This is a genomic window from Amycolatopsis sp. cmx-4-61 (assembly GCF_046548775.1).
Lineage (GTDB): Bacteria > Actinomycetota > Actinomycetes > Mycobacteriales > Pseudonocardiaceae > Amycolatopsis.
The window spans coordinates 60713-76444 of sequence record NZ_JAEBEI010000014.1 but is presented as its reverse complement, the minus strand read 5'-3'; the positions used below and the strand labels follow the sequence as shown (position 1 = coordinate 76444).

Here is a 15732-nt window from a genome sequence, read left to right as displayed (position 1 = left end):
TTTACCAACGCCTTCGAGTGGGACGTTGTGAATCCGTGAGGTAACCGTCGTATTTCTGGATGTCGACTGGAAGTCACCCTTTGGTCACGATCGACCCTGAACTGGTGACTGTCGGTGCTTTTCCTTTCTAGCGTGCTCCCGCAGTGCGCCAGTTGAGTGTCGCTTGGCGTGTCGTAGGCTCCGGCCCATCCAAACCGGAGCGGTGTGGGCCCTTGTCCCGATTCTCAAGGGCTCAGTGCTAGGAGGGCACACTTCATGAGGAGATCCAAAGCAGTCTCCGCTTTGTCGCTCGTCGCCGGCGCTTCGCTGTTGCTGAGCGCCTGCAGCGGTGGTGATTCGGGTTCGGGCAACACCGACAAGAACGGATCGTCGACCGACGTCAAGGCGATGGCTGTCGGCAAGGCCCAGACCGGCGACCTGTTCAAGCTCGCGGACACCCCGGGGTACAACGGCACGGTCACCATCGGTATCGACGACGGGTACTCGGGGTACAACAACCAGACCCCGGACACCAACAGCTCGTACAACAACTACGTTCTGACCGCGGTGCTCTCCGGTACGTTGAGGCTCGACGGCAACAACAAGATCCTGCTGAACAACGACGTCTTCGACTCGTGGGACATCACGCAGAAGGACCCGCAGCAGGTCACCTACAAGATCAAGCCGAACATCAAGTGGTCGGACGGCCAGCCGTACGACTGCAAGGACATGTACCTGGCGTGGCTGTCGCAGAGCGGCCTGGCCAAGGGCCCGGACGGCAAGAACCCGTTCAACTCGGCCTCGACCACCGGGTACTCGCTGATCAAGCAGGCGACCTGCAAGGACGCGCTGACCTTCGTCACCGACTACAGCGAGCCCTACCTCGACTACAAGGGCCTGTTCAACGCGCCGGCGATCATGCCCGCGCACGTCCTCGAGGCCAAGACCGGCATCGCCGACATCACCAAGCTGGCCCCGACCGGCGACCCGGCCCAGATCAAGGCCGCCGGTGACTTCTGGACGAACGAGTGGAAGGGCTTCAAGGCGGACATCATGCCGTCGTCGGGCCCGTACAAGATCACCGCGTTCGACGCCAACCAGAAGGCCGTCACCCTGGAGAAGAACCCGCTGTGGGCGGGCGGCAAGGGTGGCCCGTCGAAGATCGTCATCAAGGCCATGGAAGACACCAAGGCCATGGCGACCGCGCTGCAGAACGGTGAGATCGACGTCGCCGCGTCGACCCAGCCGGACGCCACCGCGGCCCAGACGATGAAGGGCCTCGCGGCCCAGGGCGTGGTCTACGGTTCGGCCCCGCAGCTGACCTACGAGCACCTCGACCTGAACTTCAAGCGCATGTTCGCCGACAAGGACCTCCGCAAGGCGTTCCTCGAGTCGATCAACCGCAAGGAGATCACGGACAAGCTGCTCAAGGAGGTCCAGGCGGACGCGGAGCCGCTGAACAGCGTCGTCTTCTTCCAGGGTGAAGAGGGCTACACCGACCTGTACAGCAGCAAGGCGGGCCTGGGCGCCCAGGCGGCGGCCAAGACGCTGACCGACGCCGGCTGGGCCAAGGGTGCCGACGGCATCTTCGCCAAGGGTGGCCAGCGCGCTTCGTTCAAGATCACGCACAACCAGAACGCGCGCCGCAGCCAGACCGTCGAGATCATCATCTCGCAGGCCAAGGCGGCCGGCATCGAGGTCAAGGACGAGACCGACGCCAACTTCCTCAAGGGTGGCCGCGTCTCGACCGGTGACTACGACGTCGCGCTGTTCGGCTGGTCGGCCCAGCCGTTCAAGGCGGAGTCCCGCTCGATCTACATCTGCCCGGACAAGGGCGGCGAGCAGAACTACCAGGCTCTGTGCGACCCGAAGATCGACGACGCCTACAACGCTGCGGTGAAGGCGACCGACGAGCAGGTCAAGCTGCAGAAGTACCAGGAGGCCGACAAGGCCATCGCCGACGACTACGCGACCCTGCCGCTGTTCCAGACGCCGAGCATGTGGGCGTTCAAGGGCATCGACCGCGTCTACATGCAGTCGTACGACGGTGTTCTGTGGAACGTCGGCGAGTGGGAGCAGAAGAAGTAGGGCTCGCCCCGCCTCTTCCATCCCCTCGCTCCAGATGACCTGGGAGGTACCGGGGTCCGGCCACGAGCCGGGCCCCGGTACCCACCGGAAGTAGCTGTTGACCGTAGGGTTACCGCCACTACGGTAGACAACCGGGTAGCGGTCCAGCGCACTTCTGACGACCAGGCCCGGATGAGGAGCAGTTCGTTGAACCTGGTGATCTACATCCTTCGCCGTCTGGCGATATCGATCCCCGTCCTGCTGGTCGGGACTTTTCTGTGTTTCGTCATGGTCGCCGGCACCGGCGACCCGCTGGGCGAGCTGCGCCAGAACCCGCAGATCAGCAAGGAAGCGCTGGCCGCGACGGCCGCCAAGCTCGGCCTCGACCAGGGCATCATCCCCCGCTACTTCACGTGGCTCGGTGACTTCCTGACCGGGAACTGGGGCATCTCCATCGCGCAGGGCAACGCCCTCGCCCCGGTCGCCCCCAAGGTGATGGCCGCGTTCGGCGTCACCCTGAAGCTGGTCGTCGGCGCCGAGATCCTCGCGCTGATCATCGGCATCATCGTCGGCGTCCTGGCCGCCGTGAAGCAGTACTCGATCATCGACTACATCGCGACCACCCTCGCTTTCCTGCTCTTCTCGATGCCGATCTTCTGCGTCGCGATCGTGCTGAAGCGCTACGCGATCGAGATCAACGGCTGGGTGCGCGACCTCGGCCTGTCCGACGTCCTCGGCAACCCGTGGCTGCGCACGACCAGCCCGGAGCAGCTGAAGACCGACGGCGTCGGCGACTTCATCACCAGCACCATCGGCGCGTACCTGCTGCCGACGCTGTCGATCATGGCGATCAGCTTCGCCGCGTACAGCCGCTTCCAGCGCGCTTCGATGCTCGAGGTGATGAACTCGGACTACGTGCGCACCGCGCGTGCCAAGGGCCTCGGCAACGGCCGGGTCATCTTCCGGCACGCGTTCCGCAACGCTCTGATCCCCGTGTCCACGCTGTTCTCGGTGAACTTCGGCTCGGTCCTCGCCGGCGCGATCATCACCGAGACGGTGTTCAACTGGCACGGTATGGGCACATTGCTGGTGGAAGCCGTCACGAAGAACGACACTCAGGTGATGATGGGTTGGCTCGTGGTGATCGCCAGCAGTGTCATCGTCGCCAACCTGATCGCCGACCTGATGTACGGCATCCTGGACCCGAGGATTCGCGTTGGCTGACTTGAACTCCCTTCTCGCGAGCGAAACCGCTGCCGCCGAAGGCACCCTGCCCCCGGACGCGCTGCCGGAACCGCGCAGCCAGGGCAAGCTGGTCCTGCGGAAGTTCCTGCACCACAAGCTGGCGATGGCGTCGACGGCCGTGCTGCTCCTGATCGTGCTGATCAGCATCCTGATGCCGATCTTCTGGAAGCACAGCTACCAGGACAGCTCGTTCCCGTCGTTCGCCAAGCCCAACGGCGAGTTCCCGCTCGGCACGACCCAGGTCGGCAAGGACATGGTGTCGCAGGTGCTGCGCGGCACGCAGTACTCGCTGCTCATCGCGCTCACGGTGTCGATCCTGGCCACCGTGGTCGGTGTCGTGTTCGGCGCGGTCGCCGGCTACCTGCGCGGGTTCTCCGACTCGGCGATCTCCCGGGTGACGGACCTGTTCCTGATCATCCCGCAGATCGCCGCGGCGGCCATCCTCGCCAAGGTGTTCGGCGGGGGTTCGTGGTACATCGTCGCGCTGGTGCTGGCGGCGTTCGGCTGGATGCAGATCGCCCGCATCACGCGCGCCGAAGCGATGTCGCTGTCCCAGCGCGAGTTCGTCGACGCCGCCCGTGCGTCGGGCGCCGGGACGTTCCGGATCATCTTCAAGCACCTGGTGCCGAACATGGTCGGCAGCATCACGGTCAACGCGACCCTCGCGGTCGCCCAGGCCGTGCTGGCGGAAGCCGCGCTGTCGTTCATCGGCCTGGGTGTCCAGCTGCCGGACACCTCGCTCGGCCGCGTCATCCTGGAGAACTACGCCCAGCTGCAGACCCGGCCGGCGCTGTTCTTCGGTCCGTTCGTCGTGCTCGTGCTGATTTCACTGACGATCAACTTCATCGGTGACGGTCTTCGCGACGCCTTCGACCCGCGGCAGCGGAGAATGAAGGCCTGAACGCGTGACGCGGGGGTGACCGGTTCCGGTCGCCCCCGCGTGGCGTTTCGCGCGCGGATCGCCGGACCTGGGGGTTTCGGATGAATCTCGTGCTCTACGTGCTCCGCCGGCTGGTGATCTCCATCCCGGTCCTGCTGGTCGGCACGTTCCTGTGCTTCGTCATGGTCGCCAACACCGGCGACCCGCTGGGCGAGCTCCGCAGCAAGCCGGGGATCAGCGCCTCGGCCATCGCCGAGACCGAGCACAAGCTGGGCCTGGACCAGAGCGTCGTCGCCCGCTACTTCAGCTGGCTGGGCCACTTCCTGACCGGCGACTGGGGCATCTCGATCGCGCAGGGCAACGCCTTCACCCCGGTCCAGCCGAAGGTGCTGGCCGCGTTCCGCGTGACGCTGGAACTGGTGCTGGCGGCGTCGGTGCTGGCGCTGGTCTTCGGGGTGCTGGTCGGGGTCCTCGCCGCCGTGAAGCAGTACTCGATCTGGGACTACCTGGCGACGACGCTGGCGTTCCTGATGTTCTCGATGCCGATCTTCTGTGTGGCGATCGTCCTCAAGGGCTACGCGATCCGCGCCAACATCTGGGTGCGCGACCTCGGCCTGTCCGACGTCCTCGGCGACCCGTGGCTGCGCACGACGAGCCCGGAGAGCCTCTCGGCGACCGGAGTGGGCGACGCGCTGGCGAAGTACGTCGGCGCGTTCCTGCTGCCGACGCTGTCGATCATGGCGATCACGTTCGCCGCGTACAGCCGCTTCCAGCGGGCGTCGATGCTGGAGGTCCTGGGCGCCGACTACGTCCGCACCGCGCGCGCCAAGGGCGTGTCGAACAGCCGCGTGATCTGGCGCCACGCGTTCCGCAACGCGCTGATCCCGGTGATGACGCTGTTCTCGGTCAACTTCGGCGCCACGGTGACGGGCGCGATCATCACCGAAACGGTATTCAACTGGCACGGCATGGGCACGCTCCTGGTGGAGGCGGTGAACAAGAACGACCCGCAGGTCCTGATGGGCTGGCTGGTGGTGATCGCGGCGAGCGTGGTGCTCGCCAACCTGGTCGCGGACCTGCTGTACGGCATCCTCGACCCCCGCATCCGCGTGGGCTGAAACCGGGTCGACCGCCGACCGGTGGCCGGGCACACTCGCCGGGTGAGCTGGGTGACGAACATGATGCTGTCCACCGCCATGGAGGACTGGCGGGCCGCCGAGGCGCTGAGCGAGTGGCTGCGCACCGAAGCGCCGCTCCGCCACGACTCCGCCGCGCTCGGCTGCGGCTACCTCCGCCGGACGACCGACGGCGAAGACCGGCCTTGGGGCGGCTGGAAGAACCCGGAGTGCGCGGTCTGGGCCGGTGCGCTGAACCACGCCGACCTGGGCGCGGTGCTGGACCGGGTGCGAACGCTCCCGTGGCTGGCCCCGCACGCCGTCCAGCTCTTCCTGATGGACCAGGAGCAGCTGTACTTCCGGGTCTGGATGTTCCGCGACGGCGAGCTGCGCCAGTACGCCCCGGAGAAGCCGGACGAGGAGGATCCCGCGTTCGGGCGGCCGTACCACCCGTGAAATGCCGGAAGGCCACCACCCTCAACGGGAGGCGCTTCGCGCCGCAGCGCTGATTCAGACGCACCCAATGTGGCCTTCGGTGCGTGAGACGCACCCAAGGCCGCCTTGGGGCGCGCTTGGGGCCGAAGACGCGGAAGGGCCCGCACCCAGCCGGATGCGGGCCCTTCTGTGCCTCAAGAACCTCAGTCGGCGACCGGGGCCAGCTTGCCGGCCTCCCAGGCCGCGCGGCGCTCGGCCTGCAGCACCGGGTCCGCGACCGGGGCCGCCGACAGCAGGCGCTTCGTGTACTCCTGCTGCGGCGAGTGCAGCACCTGGTCACGCGTGCCGACCTCGACCAGCTTGCCGTGCTGCATCACCGCGACGCGGTCGGCCAGCAGGTCGACCACCGCCAGGTCGTGGCTGATGAACAGGCAGGCGAACTGCAGCGACTGCTGCAGGTCCAGGAACAGGTCCAGCACGCGGGCCTGCACCGACACGTCCAGCGCCGACGTCGGCTCGTCCGCGATCAGCAGCGCCGGGTCGAGCGACAGCGCGCGGGCGATCGCCACGCGCTGGCGCTGGCCGCCCGAGAGCTCGTGCGGGTAGCGGTTCATGTAGTGCCCGCCCAGCTCGACCTTGTCGAGCAGCGACCGCACCCGCGCCGACAGCGCCTTGCCGGAGAGCACCTTGTGCAGCACCATCGGCTCGGCGATCGACTCGCCGATCGTCATCTTCGGGTCCAGCGTCGACGCCGGGTCCTGGAACACGATCGAGAAGAACCGGCGAAGCGGCCGGATCTCCTTCGCCGACATCGTCGTGATGTCCTTGCCCGCGATCGCGATCGTGCCCTGGGTCGCGCGCAGCAGGCCGACGGCGCAGCGGCCGACCGTCGACTTGCCCGAGCCGGACTCGCCGACCAGGCCGACGATCTCGCCCTTGGCGATGGTCAGCGAGACGTCGTCGACCGCGCGGTTCTTGGCCTGGCCGCGGCGGCCGGGGTACTCGAGCACGAGGTTCTTGATCTCGAGGGCCGGTGCGGCCTCCTCGATGACGGCCTCGAGCTCGGCGTCGGCCAGCCGGATCTCCTCGGCGATCCTGGCCGCCTCGGTGCTGTCGGTGGCGATCCCGGTGTCGTCGAGCAGGCGGCGACCCTCCGGGCGCTGGCCGAGCACCGGCACCGCGGCCAGCAGCCGCCGGGTGTAGTCCTCCTTCGGCGACGCGAACAGCTCGCGCACCGGCGCCTCTTCGACGATCTCGCCCTGGTACATCACGATGACGCGGTCGGCCATGTCGGCGACGACGCCCATGTCGTGGGTGATCAGCACGATCGCCGTGTCGAGCGTGTCGCGCAGCTTGCGCAGCAGGCCGAGGATCTCCGCCTGGACCGTGACGTCGAGCGCGGTGGTCGGCTCGTCGGCGATGATCACCTTCGGGTCGCAGGCGATCGCCATGGCGATGACGACGCGCTGGCGGAGGCCGCCCGAGAGCTGGTGTGGGTACTGCTTGAACCGCTGCTCGGGGTTCGGGATGCCGACCATGTCGAGCAGCTCGACCGCGCGCTTGTCGGCGGCGTCCTTGGCGATGTCGAGGTGGGACCGCAGGGCCTCGCGCAGCTGCCAGCCGACCGTGTAGACCGGGTTCAGCGCCGTCATCGGCTCCTGGAAGATCATCGCGACCTGGTTGCCGCGGATCTTCTGCATGTCCTTCTCTTTGAGATCCGCCAGGTTGCGCTCGCCGAGGCGGAGCTCGCCGGCGATCCGGCTGGTCTTGGGCAGCAGGCCCAGCACCGACATCGACGTGACGGACTTGCCGGACCCGGACTCCCCGACCACGGCGACGATCTCGCCGGGCTGCACGTCGAACCCGATGCCCTTGACGGCGTTCACGACGCCGTCCTCGGTCTGGAACGACACGCTGAGGTCGGAAATGGACAGGACGGATCCTGACACGCCGGCGACGTCCGCCGAAGTTGCTTCAGTGCTCACCAGATGCCCTTCGTGGGGGTACAGATTGTCACGACGCGGCGGTCGCGACTCGCGCGAGGATAACCGAGGGTGTCCCCGACGAAGGTCGGAGCACGGGAATTACGCTCAACCCGTGATCTCCCCGGTATCGCGAAGGCTGCTGTTCGTCCACGCCCATCCCGACGACGAAAGCATCACCACCGGCGCCTCGATCGCACGATACGCCGCCGAAGGCGCCGACGTGACCGTGGTGACCTGCACGCTGGGTGAAGAGGGTGAGGTCATGCCCGACCTGGCGGAGCTGGAGGGGCTGCGCGCCCACACCGCCGACCAGCTGGGCGGCTACCGGGTCACCGAGCTGACGGCCGCCTGCGCCGCACTCGGGCTGTCGCGGCACCGCTACCTGGGCGGGCTCGGCCGGTGGCGCGATTCCGGGATGGCGGGCACGCCCTCGGCGTCGCACCCCCGGGCGTTCACCGGCGGCAGCGCCGACGAGCAGGCAGCGCAGCTGGCCGAGATCCTCGACGAGGTCCGGCCGCAGGTCGTCGTCACCTACGACGCCTTCGGCGGCTACGGCCACCCCGACCACATCCGGGCCCACGAGATCACGATGGCGGCGGCGACCCGGGCCGGCTCGGTCGAGCGCGTCTTCCACACGGTGGCGTCGGAGAGCGCGGTGCGTGCCGGGCTGGCCGCGCTGCGGGCGGGCGGGCGCCGCTACCGCGTCCCGGCCGACGACGAGCTGCCCGCGACGCCCGACGAGGAGATCACCACGGTGCTCGACGTCGCCGCGTACGTCCCGGCGAAGCTGGCGGCACTGCGCGCGCACGCGACGCAGCTGGCCGTGGTCGACGGGGACGTCCCGTACTTCGCGCTGACCAACGAGATCGCCCAGCCGGTCCTGGCCCAGGACTTCTTCGTGCTCGCCCACGGCCCGGCCGAGGGCGCGGCGGACGACCTGTTCGGCGGGCTGTGACGGTGGAAGAGCGGCTGACCCTCGAGCAAGGGCTGCTGCTCGCGCTGCTCGTCGTCGACACGGTGCTGTTCGCGCTGCTGGAACTGTTCTTCCTGCCGTTGCGGATCGGGGTGGTCCCGGTACCGGTGACGGTCCTGGTGGGCGCCGTCACCACGCCGTGGCTGGTGTGGTCGGTGGCCAAGCTGGTGCGTCCCGCCCTTTCCTGGGTACCCCTGGCGGTGTGGGTGCTCGTCGTGTTCGGGGTCGGCCTGCTGGGCCCGGGCGGTGACGTGGTGCTGATCCAGGACTGGCGGGCGTTGCTGCTGCTCGGTGCGAGCGCGCTGCCGGGGGCGATGGTGCTCGGCGGCACGCCCCGCCGCCGGGCGACGGGAAGGGGACCGGGACGTGGGTGAGGCGATCTCCGATCGGCAGCTCGTGGCGGTGCTGCGGCCGTTCGTGCGCGCGTGCGGGCCGATGCTCGACGCGCTGCGCGAGTCCGATCCGTTCGGGCTGCAGGCGCGGGCTTCGGAGGACCTGGCCGGCGTCGAGTCCGGGCTGAAGGCGAAGCTGATCCACGGCGTCACGTCGGTGAAGGTGCCCGGCACGGCGGCGTGGACGCGGATGACGGGCTACGACCGGTCGAGCTGGTGGATGAACCGCGTCGGCCGCTTCACGGCGCTGCTGACGTCGATCCCCGGCCTGGGTGGCGCGCTGGCCGACCGCCTGCCGGTGCAGGACACGCTCGGCGCGGCGTCCCAGGGCCTGCTGCTCTGCGCGATCGCGGGCGAGTACGGGGTGACCGACGTCGGCACGCGGGTGCGGCTCATCGCGTGGGTGCTCTTCGAGCGTGAAATCGATCCGGACCTCGCGGCGGGCAGGCACGAGGAGCACGACGAAGCCGCGGAGGCCGACGAAGCGGCGAAGCTGACCGAGGAACTGACGGCGTCGGAGAAGAAGCACGGCAAGGCGACGGTGAAGGCGGCGGGCCGCACGCTGTGGCGGCTGGGCCGGGGCCTGCTCGGGATCACCGGGGAACTCGAGAAGCGCCCGCGGGGCAACTTCTTCCACCGGGCGCTCGGCATGCTGCCGGTCGTGGGCGCCGCGGGGGACTACCTCGGCGAGCGGTCGGGCTTGCGCGTGGTGTGGAAGCGGGCCCACGTCTGGCTGACCGAGCGCCGCTGATCTCGTAACACCGCCTCCTCCGGTGCCGACTCTGGCCAGGCCCGGCGCACCGGCGCCGGGCCTGGTGACCGGAAGGCGAGACCGTGACGATCTCCGACGGGCAAATCGTGGCCGTGCTGCGGCCGTTCGTGCGAGCGTGCGGGCCGGTGCTCGGCTCGCTGCGGGACGCCGATGCGTTCGGGCTGCAGACGCGGGCGCCGGAGGACCTGGCCGGCGTCGAGTCCGGACTGAAGGCGAAGCTCGTCAACGGTGTCACGTCGGTGAAGGTGCCGGGCACGGACGCGTGGGCGCGGATGTCCGCCCACGACCGGTCGAGCTGGTGGATGAACCGCGTCGGCCGGTTCGCCGCGCTGCTGACCGCGATCCCCGGCGTCGGCGGTGCGCTCACCGACCGCGTGCCCGTGCAGGACACCGTCGGTGCGGCGTCGCAAGGGCTGCTGCTGTGCGCGGTAGCGGGGGAGTACGGCGTGACGGACGTCGGCACCCGCGTCCGCCTGATCGCCTCGGTGCTGTTCGGCCGGGACATCGCGCCCGCGCTCGCGGCCGGCCGGGACGACGCCGCCGAGGCCGTGGCCGCCGCCCGGCTGACCGAGGACCTCGCCGCGTCGGAACGCGACCACGGCAACGCGACGGTCGGCGCGGCCGTGGGCACGCTCTGGCGGCTCGGCCGGAGCCTGCGTGAACTCACCGGAGAACTCGAGAAGCGTCCGCGCGGCCGGATGCTGCAACGCGCGATCGGCAAGGTGCCCGTCGTCGGGGTGGCGGGCAGCTACCTGAGTGAGCGGTCGGGGTTGCGGGAAGTGTGGCAGCGCGCGCACGGATGGCTGACCGAGCACGCGCCGCCTGCCACGGCACCGCGCTGATCATTCCCGCGCGGCGCCGGTCCCAAACCTCAGTTCCAGAACTGGAAGACGCTGAAGCCGATCTTCGCGCCGTCGACGTACCCGCCGAACGAGTCGAAGATGGCGTAGGCGCCGTCCCACAGCGCGTTGTTCGCCGGGCGGAAGAACCACAGGAGAGCGAACAGGATGATCGGCGCCCACGGGCGGACGCGCGCGCCGAGCTCGCGCGCCTGCGGCGGCAGGTACGGCTCGATCGCGCCCCAGCCGTCCAGGCCGGGGATCGGGAGGATGTTGAGGATGAACGTCACGACCTGCAGCAGCGCCAGGTAGGACATCGCGATCACCAGGCCGCCCGCCATCGGGACCAGCGCGACCACCAGCGCCAGCGCCGCCCCGACCGCGAGGTTGCTGAGCGGCCCGGCCAGCGAGACCCACGACGACGTCCCGCGCGAGCGCAGCGCCCCGCGGTTGATCCAGACCGCGCCGCCCGGCAGCGGGATGCCGCCGATGATGAGGAAGACCAGCGGCAGGATGATCGACAGGACGGGATCGGTGTACTTCCGCACGTCCAGGGTCAGATAACCCTTGTGGGCGACGCTGTAGTCACCGCCGCGGTAGGCGACCATCGCGTGCCCGAACTCGTGCAGCGACAGCGACGCCACCCAGCCGGCGGCGACGAAGATCACCACGCCCGCGATGAGCAGCGGGTCGCGGTCGCGGACGAAAACGGTGTTGATGTCACCGAACGCGGCCATGGCGCCACCGGCGACGGTGAGCGCGAGGATGCCGAGGAAGACCGGGCTGGGGCGCACTGCTGACTTCTGCACGTGCTCCAGTCTTCCGTATGCCCGGTGTGAAGTTACCGGCGTGTCCCCTTGCGCGATCGGGCCGGAACGTCCCCCGAACTCGCTACTCCGCTTGACCTGACCGCACTACACGGGTGTAATCACAGTTATGTCATTCGCCGCCGAGAGGGGACGGCGAGTGTCGTTTCACCACCGCCAGCCTGGGGAGTGCTAGGGAGCGAGGAGGCGGACGTGCGGTTGGAAGCCGATGGGAAGGAATGGGGGCACGTCATGAGTTGGGGCGAGATCCCGGAGCAGGCTCTGGGAGATCTCACCGAGCTCATCGATGCCACCGAAGAAGAGCAGGATTGGCAGGAACGCGCGCTGTGCGCGCAGACGGACCCGGAGGCGTTCTTCCCCGAGAAGGGCGGTTCCACCCGCGAAGCCAAGCGCATCTGCCTGGGCTGCGAGGTCAAGGACGAGTGCCTTGAGTACGCATTGGCCCACGACGAGCGCTTCGGCATCTGGGGCGGTCTGTCCGAGCGGGAGCGCCGCAAGCTCAAGAAGCGAGCGATCTGAAGCGGTCCGAGGGGCGAGGTGTGTTCGCGGAGAGCGCGAACCACGCTCGCGCTTCAGGTGTCTTCTGGGGGTGCAACCCCCAGACCCCGCCCGGGGCAAGCCCCCGGACCCCCGCGCGTGGTCGGGTTTGCCGGGGACGGCTCGGCTCTGGTCGCGTCCGCTCAGTGGAGCCTGCGGAATTCGCCGGTGATGCTTGCGTCACCGGCGAATTTCTCTTTTGGCGCGACCGGCGTGGGTTCACCATCGGGTGACGGGGCGGGGCCGTAGGGTGGCCGGACCGACTGCCGCCTGATCTGGAGCGTTCGTTGCCCCGCACCGCCGCGCCCGTCCCGCGCTCCGCGCCCGTTCTGGCCATTGTGGTCTGTCACGACGGCGAAAACTGGCTGCCGCTGGCGCTTTCCGCGTTGCGCCGCAGCACCGTCCGGCCCCGGCACGTGCTCGCCGTGGACACCGGATCCACCGACTCGACCCCGCGGCTGCTCGCCGAAGCCGCTGAGGATCCCGGGCCCGATTCTTCGCCCGTGCTCTCCGGCGTCATCACACTGCCGAGGGAAACCGGCTTCGCGGCCGCGGTCGCCGAAGCCGTCGCGCACGCCACGGAACGCTGGGGCGATCCCGGCTCCTGGCTGTGGCTCCTGCACGACGACTGCGCGCCCGAACCAGACTGCCTCGAGCAACTCCTGCACGTCGCCACGAAGGAGCCGTCGGCCACCGTGCTCGGCTCGCTCGGTCTCGACTGGACCGACCCGCGGCTGATCGTCGAAGCCGGCCTGTCCACCGACGCCTCCGGGCACCGCCAGCAGGTCGCCGCGACCGGCGAGGACCCGGTGGCGGTGCTCGCCGTGCCCAGCGCGGGCTCGCTCGTGCGCCGCGACGCCTGGGACTCCCTCGGCGGCTTCGACCCCGCTTTCCCGTTGCTGCGCGAGGATCTCGACTTCGGCTGGCGCGCGAACGCCGCCGGCGGCGTCGTCCTGTCCGTGCCGCTCGCCCGGGTCCGCCACGCCCGCGCCGTGACCACCGGGCGGCGCCCGGCGGCCGCGCTGACCGGCGCCCTGCCGGCCGCGAACCGCGCCCACGGCCTGCGCGTGTTCCTGGTGAACTGCTCGCCGTTTTCCTTCTGGCTCGGCATGATCCGGCTCCCGCTGCTGGCGGTGCTGCGCGCGCTGGCCTTCGTCCTGCTGCGCCGCACCGGCGAAGCGCGAGCCGAGCTGGCCGCGGTCGCGTACCTCCTCAGTGGACACGGCGGATTGCGCGCCGCGCGTGCCCGGCGGCGGCGGAATCCGCGGCCGGGTTCGGTTCGCGGGCTCTTCACCGGACGCTGGACGCGGTTGCGCAACGCCGTCCGCGCCGGGGTCGTCGGCCTGGTGCGCCGGGGCGTCGAGAACGACGTCGCGCTCGGGCGCGTGCCCGAGACCGTCGAAACGGAGTCGGCGTGGGTGACACCGGAAGCGCTCGACGCCCGCGAGAACCGGCCGGTCGGCCCCGACGCGCTGCCCGCGGGCGCGCTGCGCGGACTCAGCTCGCGCGGGTCCGGGCTGCGCCGCCCGGGCACGCTCGTGGCCGTCACGCTGCCGGAAACCCCGGCGCCGGTGACCGAAGACACGTCCGCAGACACGTCCGAAGCCACGTCCGAAGCCACCGCCGGAGAACCGGCCGAAAACGGCACCGATGCCGTCGAGCCGGAACCCGGGCTCGTCTTCGTCGAGGTGAACCGCCGCCGGGTGCTGGCGGCCACGGTCTTCGCGCCGCCGGTGGTCCTGTTCGTGGTGCTGACCGCCCTCGGCCTGTTCGTCAACCGCGCCCGGCTCGGCCTCGACCTCTTCGGCGGCAAGCTGCTCCCGGTCGGCGGACTGGGGGAGCTCTGGTCGTCGTACCTGACGCCGTGGCACGCGATCGCCGGCGGTACCGGCGCGCCCGCGTCGGCCTCGCTGCCGGTGCTCGGTGTGCTCGGCGCGGTGTTCGCGCCGATCGGCGGCCCGGCCGCGCTGGTGGCGATCCTGCTCCTCGGCGACATCCCGCTCGCGGCGCTGAGCGCGTACGCGGCGACGCGGCGCCTTCGGGTGCGCCGCTGGGTGCGCGCCGTCGTCGCGGCGACGTACGCGCTGCTGCCGGCCGCGACGGCGGGTGTGGCGCAGGGCCGGCTCGACGTCGTCGTGGTGCACCTGGCGCTGCCGCTGGTCGCCGCGGGCCTAGCCGGGCTGCTGGTCAACGCGGACACGCGCTGGCTGCACGTCTCGGCGCTCTCGGCGTTCGGCGTGGCGCTGCTGGGCGCGTTCTCGCCGCTGGCGCACGGGCTCGCGCTCGCCGGGCTGCTGATCGGGTTCGTGGTGCTGCCCGCGCCGACCGGGCTGGCGCGCCGGATCGCGTCGGTCGGGATCGTGGTGCTGCTGCCGCTGGCGCTGCTGCTGCCGTGGCCGACCGTGCTGCTGAAGCACCCGGAACTGCTCGTGCAGGGACTCGGCGGGGCGGCGGCGACGGTGTCCGGTACCGATCTGGCCGGGCTCGACCCCGGCGGGCCGGGCGCGTGGCCCCTCGGCGTCGCGGTGATCGCGGCGGCGCTGGTGGCGGTGGTCGTCCGGCCGACGAAGCTCGCCGCCGGCGGGTTCGCGCTCGCGGCGCTGGGCGTGGGCGGGCTGGTGGTGGTGCGGCTGGTGACGGCGGTCCCGATGCAGGGTGGCGTGGCGTCCCACGGCTACGCGGGCGTGCCGCTGCTGATCGTCGGCGCCGGGCTGCTGTGGGTCGTGCTCGGGTCGTGGCAGCGCGGCGGCACGGCCGGCGTGCCGGCGACGTGGCTGCCGAAGGTGATGGCGGTGGCCGGGGTGGCGGTGTTCCTGGCCCTGGCGGCGGGCGCGGTGGTGGCCGGCTCCCAGGGCCCGCTGCGGGCCGGCGAGCGGCCGTCGCTCGCTCCGGAGGTCGCGGCCGAGCTGGCGGCGTCCGGCCGGTCGGTGCTCGACGTGGCCCCGGAGGCGACCCGCCAGATCACCGGCCGCCTCCCGAACTACGGCGACGACGAGCTGGCGCCGACACCGGGCACCCCGGGCCGGCTGGCGGCCTGGCGCTGCGACCTCGGCCAGGGCGACGCGGCGGCGGTCCAGCGTTCCCTGGCGGCGGCCGCGGCGGCGGGCGTCCAGTTCGTGGTGCTCCCGCCGGGCGTGGACCCCCAGGCGTACGTACCGCTCGCGAAGGAAATGCTCGCGGTGGCGGCCCCGACGTCCGACGGCCGCGGGGTGCTCCGCCTGCTCCCGCCGGCGGGTCAGGTGATCCTGATCTCGCCGGAGCAGGCGAAAGCGGCGGTCACGGGCGGCGGCGCGCCGGGCAACGCCCCGGGCGTGGCCCCGGTCCGGGCGGACCTGCCGGAGGTACGCGTCCGGGTGTCCGACGGCCCGACCGGACGCCTGCTGGTGCTGGCGGCGGAGCAGGAAGCGGGCTGGAAGGCCACGGTGGGCGGCAAGGCGGTGCCGATCGTGCCGGCGTGGGGCCACCAGGTGGCGGTGTCGGTGCCACCGGCGTCATCGGAGGTGACGGTGGAGTACCCGGGGACGGAACGCAACCTGCTGCTGCTGGCCCAGCTGGCGGCGGTGCTGTTCACGCTGTTGACGGCGGTCCCGGCCCGGCGGCGCGCCTGAGGTTTGTGATCGGATGACCACCGCGCGGCCCCGCGGCGCGGGAAACTGTCGGTGGTGGCCGGTAGCGTTAAAACCGGG

At 70.4% G+C, this 15732-nt stretch carries 13 protein-coding genes; 11 read left to right on the top strand and 2 right to left on the bottom strand.

Going from position 1 to position 15732, the window contains the following annotated elements; genetic code table 11:
• Positions 1-255: 255 nt before the first annotated feature.
• From ACLJOU_RS31980 to ACLJOU_RS31960, 5 genes are all read left to right on the top strand, one after another.
• Positions 256-2067, top strand: coding sequence for an ABC transporter family substrate-binding protein (locus tag ACLJOU_RS31980; RefSeq protein ID WP_410572617.1), 1812 nt, complete (start codon positions 256-258; stop codon positions 2065-2067).
• 186 nt (positions 2068-2253) lie between these two features.
• Positions 2254-3270, top strand: coding sequence for an ABC transporter permease (locus tag ACLJOU_RS31975; RefSeq protein ID WP_410572615.1), 1017 nt, complete (start codon positions 2254-2256; stop codon positions 3268-3270).
• The gene (locus ACLJOU_RS31970) at positions 3263-4192 is read left to right on the top strand and encodes an ABC transporter permease (protein ID WP_410572613.1); all 930 of its coding nucleotides are present in this window, start codon (positions 3263-3265) and stop codon (positions 4190-4192) included. Before ACLJOU_RS31975 ends, ACLJOU_RS31970 begins: the two co-directional genes overlap by 8 nt.
• A gap of 80 nt (positions 4193-4272) precedes the next feature.
• Positions 4273-5289 (top strand): ABC transporter permease, encoded by a 1017-nt coding sequence (locus tag ACLJOU_RS31965; protein ID WP_410572611.1) that lies wholly within the window; start codon positions 4273-4275, stop codon positions 5287-5289.
• A 42-nt stretch (positions 5290-5331) separates the two neighbouring features.
• Positions 5332-5742, top strand: coding sequence for a hypothetical protein (locus ACLJOU_RS31960; RefSeq protein ID WP_410572609.1), 411 nt, complete (start codon positions 5332-5334; stop codon positions 5740-5742).
• A gap of 182 nt (positions 5743-5924) precedes the next feature.
• On the opposite strand, the gene ACLJOU_RS31955 is transcribed toward ACLJOU_RS31960, so the two are convergent.
• A complete protein-coding gene (locus ACLJOU_RS31955; RefSeq protein WP_410572607.1) occupies positions 5925-7706 on the bottom strand; it encodes an ABC transporter ATP-binding protein in 1782 nt (593 codons plus the stop codon).
• A gap of 112 nt (positions 7707-7818) precedes the next feature.
• Between ACLJOU_RS31955 and mshB the strand changes: the two genes are divergently transcribed.
• From mshB to ACLJOU_RS31935, 4 genes are all read left to right on the top strand, one after another.
• Entirely contained in the window at positions 7819-8661 is an 843-nt protein-coding gene (gene mshB, locus ACLJOU_RS31950) for an N-acetyl-1-D-myo-inositol-2-amino-2-deoxy-alpha-D-glucopyranoside deacetylase (RefSeq protein ID WP_410572605.1), read from the top strand.
• Positions 8658-9053, top strand: coding sequence for a hypothetical protein (locus ACLJOU_RS31945; RefSeq protein WP_410572603.1), 396 nt, complete (start codon positions 8658-8660; stop codon positions 9051-9053). The genes mshB and ACLJOU_RS31945 overlap by 4 nt, the downstream gene beginning before the upstream one ends.
• Complete coding sequence (locus ACLJOU_RS31940) at positions 9046-9822, top strand: hypothetical protein (protein ID WP_410572601.1); 777 nt, start codon at positions 9046-9048, stop codon at positions 9820-9822. The genes ACLJOU_RS31945 and ACLJOU_RS31940 overlap by 8 nt, the downstream gene beginning before the upstream one ends.
• An 83-nt stretch (positions 9823-9905) precedes the next feature.
• Positions 9906-10685, top strand: coding sequence for a hypothetical protein (locus ACLJOU_RS31935; RefSeq protein ID WP_410572599.1), 780 nt, complete (start codon positions 9906-9908; stop codon positions 10683-10685).
• 29 nt (positions 10686-10714) lie between these two features.
• On the opposite strand, the gene ACLJOU_RS31930 is transcribed toward ACLJOU_RS31935, so the two are convergent.
• On the bottom strand, positions 10715-11476 hold the full coding sequence (locus tag ACLJOU_RS31930; protein ID WP_410572951.1) for a site-2 protease family protein: 762 nt from the start codon (positions 11474-11476) through the stop codon (positions 10715-10717).
• A gap of 264 nt (positions 11477-11740) precedes the next feature.
• Here ACLJOU_RS31930 and ACLJOU_RS31925 point away from each other — a divergent pair, with 264 nt between their 5' ends.
• Together ACLJOU_RS31925 and ACLJOU_RS31920 are read left to right on the top strand one after the other, a co-directional pair.
• On the top strand, positions 11741-12028 hold the full coding sequence (locus ACLJOU_RS31925; RefSeq protein WP_167379630.1) for a WhiB family transcriptional regulator: 288 nt from the start codon (positions 11741-11743) through the stop codon (positions 12026-12028).
• A 305-nt stretch (positions 12029-12333) separates the two neighbouring features.
• The gene (locus ACLJOU_RS31920; protein ID WP_410572597.1) at positions 12334-15654 is read left to right on the top strand and encodes a glycosyltransferase; all 3321 of its coding nucleotides are present in this window, start codon (positions 12334-12336) and stop codon (positions 15652-15654) included.
• Positions 15655-15732 lie beyond the last annotated feature (78 nt).